Source organism: Actinosynnema sp. NPDC037264 (assembly GCF_055603705.1).
Window position 1 is genome coordinate 73813 of sequence record NZ_JBVJVK010000045.1, and the last position, 2174, is coordinate 75986.

The window sequence follows — 2174 nt, forward strand, 5'->3', positions numbered from 1 at the left end:
CGCGGTCAGGAGAGGCGCGGTCAGCCGAGCCGGGGCACGCGGTCCAGCACGACGCCGAAGTGCTTGGCGTAGGCGTCCAGCAGCGCGTCGTCGTCCAACTCCTCGACCACCTTGTCGTCACCGGTCGTGGTGATCAGCTTGTTCTCCGCGATGGTGATCCGCCCGGTCGCCGTCGGCAGCGAGCACGTCGCACCGCGCCGGAACGGCGACTCCGGCCACGTCTGCTGGTACCAGCACGTGGCGCGGAACTCCTCCAACGCACGCGGGCGCAGTTCGAGGCGGTACTGGGGCACGCCGTTGAACAGCACGTCCACGTCCCCCTCCGGTGTGTCGACCATCCGGAACACACCGGCGGGATCGTGCTGGTCCTCCCGGCTGACGAGGTCCAACGGCCGCAGGCTGAACCGCCCGAAACCGACGTCGACCAGCAGATCGCCCACGCGCAACGCCATGTGGTCGAACGGCGGCCCGTACGCGCCGTCGTTGAACACCTTGGCCGACAGCATCCGCACGTCGTGCCCCAACGCACTCAGCAACGCCGCGAACGCCCCGTTGAGCTCGTAGCAGAACCCACCGCGCCGCCGGTTGACGATCTTGTTTACCAACAGGTCCTCGTCGAGCACGATCGGCTCGCCGAGGTGGATGCTGAGGTTCTCGAAGGGCACCGTGGCCACGTGCCGTTCGTGCAGCTCGACCAGGGTGCTCGCGCGCGTCGCGCCGATCCTGGCCAGGTAGGCGTCAAGTGTGCGGTCGTCCATGCGCACCAACTTGCACCTTCGAGTGCGGTGGAGGTCAAGCGCGGGGTACGCCGGAGATCACCCGGGTATCCCGACGACGTGACGGGACAGGTGAGGGTCGGGACGTCAGGTTGGGTGTACCCGACCTGGCGCGGTGCGTTCTACCCGGAAGGTCTGGTGCAGCGGCGGGAGTTGGAGCACATTTCCGGACTCCTCACGTCGGTCGAGTTGAACGGCTCCTTCTACTCCCTGCAACGCCCCTCCAGCTACCGGACGTGGGCGCGGCAGACGCCGGACGACTTTTTGTTCGCGGTCAAGGGCGGCCGGTTCATCACCCACCTCAAGCAGTTGCGCGACGTGGAGATCCCGCTGGCCAACTTCTTCGCCTCCGGCGTGCTGGCGCTCGGCCCCAAGCTCGGACCGGTGCTGTGGCAGCTGCCCCCGACCACCGCCTACGACCCCGACCGGCTGACCACGTTCTTCGACCTCCTCCCCCGCACCACGACCGCCGCGGCCGCGCTCGCCGAACGGCACGACCACCGCCTGGCCGACGAACGCACCTGGACCACCACCGACGCCCACCGGCCCCTGCGGCACGCGCTGGAGGTCCGGCACCCGACGTTCCAGGTCCCGGAGTTCCACGACCTCCTCCGCGCGCACGGGATCGCGCTGGTCGTCTCCCACTCCGCCGACCGGTTCCCCTACCTCGAGGACGTCACGGCGGACTTCGCGTACGTACGGCTGCACGGCAACCAGGCCCTGTACGTCGGCAGCTACACCGACGACGAACTGGACGAGTGGTCCGCGAAGATCCGCGCCTGGGCCGCCGACCACGACGTCTACGTCTACTTCGACAACGACACCGACGCCGTCGCACCGCACGACGCCCTCCGCCTCGCCGGCCGCCTCGCCCTGCCGAAACCCGGACCTGCCCACACAATCAGGTGAACGGCGGTCGCCAGGTCCCCACGCCGCCGCCGACCACAGCACCCTGGAGCGGTGGAGGTGACCTCGATGACGACCCACGGCCTCGTGACCGCTCTGATCCTCACCACCGGAGCCCTGGCCTCAAGTGGCACGGCGGTGGCGCATCAACCCGATCCGACCTGCGACCGCGGCGAGTTCTGCGTGTGGTCGGGCACCCGGTACACCGGCGACTCCCACCGGCTCGACCTGGAGTCCGCGAACCCGCGCGAGTGCATCCCGCTGCCCGACGGCTTCGTGGCGCGCTCTTTCGTGAACAACCTGACCCGGGACACCTCGGTCTACCAGCGGGTGACGTGCTCGACCGAGGCCGAGTTCACCACCTACCCGGGCAAGGGCACCTACGTCCCCGACGCGCCGTTCGTAGTGCGTGGTGTAACACCCTGGTAGTTGCCGGTGGCAAAGCACACGTGGAGCGCGGCATGCCGGCCTCCGCATGATCGAGGGGCCGGG

The 2174-nt window shown here is 69.0% G+C and carries 3 protein-coding genes; 2 read left to right on the top strand and 1 reads right to left on the bottom strand.

Features of this window, described 5'->3' with window-relative positions:
* Positions 1 to 20 precede the first annotated feature (20 nt).
* Positions 21 to 758: an arylamine N-acetyltransferase family protein gene (locus ACZ7GX_RS33915; protein ID WP_498782809.1), complete on the bottom strand. Its 738-nt coding sequence runs from the start codon at positions 756 to 758 to the stop codon at positions 21 to 23.
* Between the two features lie 78 nt (positions 759 to 836).
* Here ACZ7GX_RS33915 and ACZ7GX_RS33920 point away from each other — a divergent pair, with 78 nt between their 5' ends.
* Entirely contained in the window at positions 837 to 1685 is an 849-nt protein-coding gene (locus ACZ7GX_RS33920; protein ID WP_498782811.1) for a DUF72 domain-containing protein, read from the top strand.
* Positions 1686 to 1751: 66 nt separating this feature from the next.
* Complete coding sequence (locus ACZ7GX_RS33925) at positions 1752 to 2111, top strand: peptidase inhibitor family I36 protein (protein WP_498782813.1); 360 nt, start codon at positions 1752 to 1754, stop codon at positions 2109 to 2111.
* The last annotated feature ends 63 nt before the right edge of the window (positions 2112 to 2174 follow it).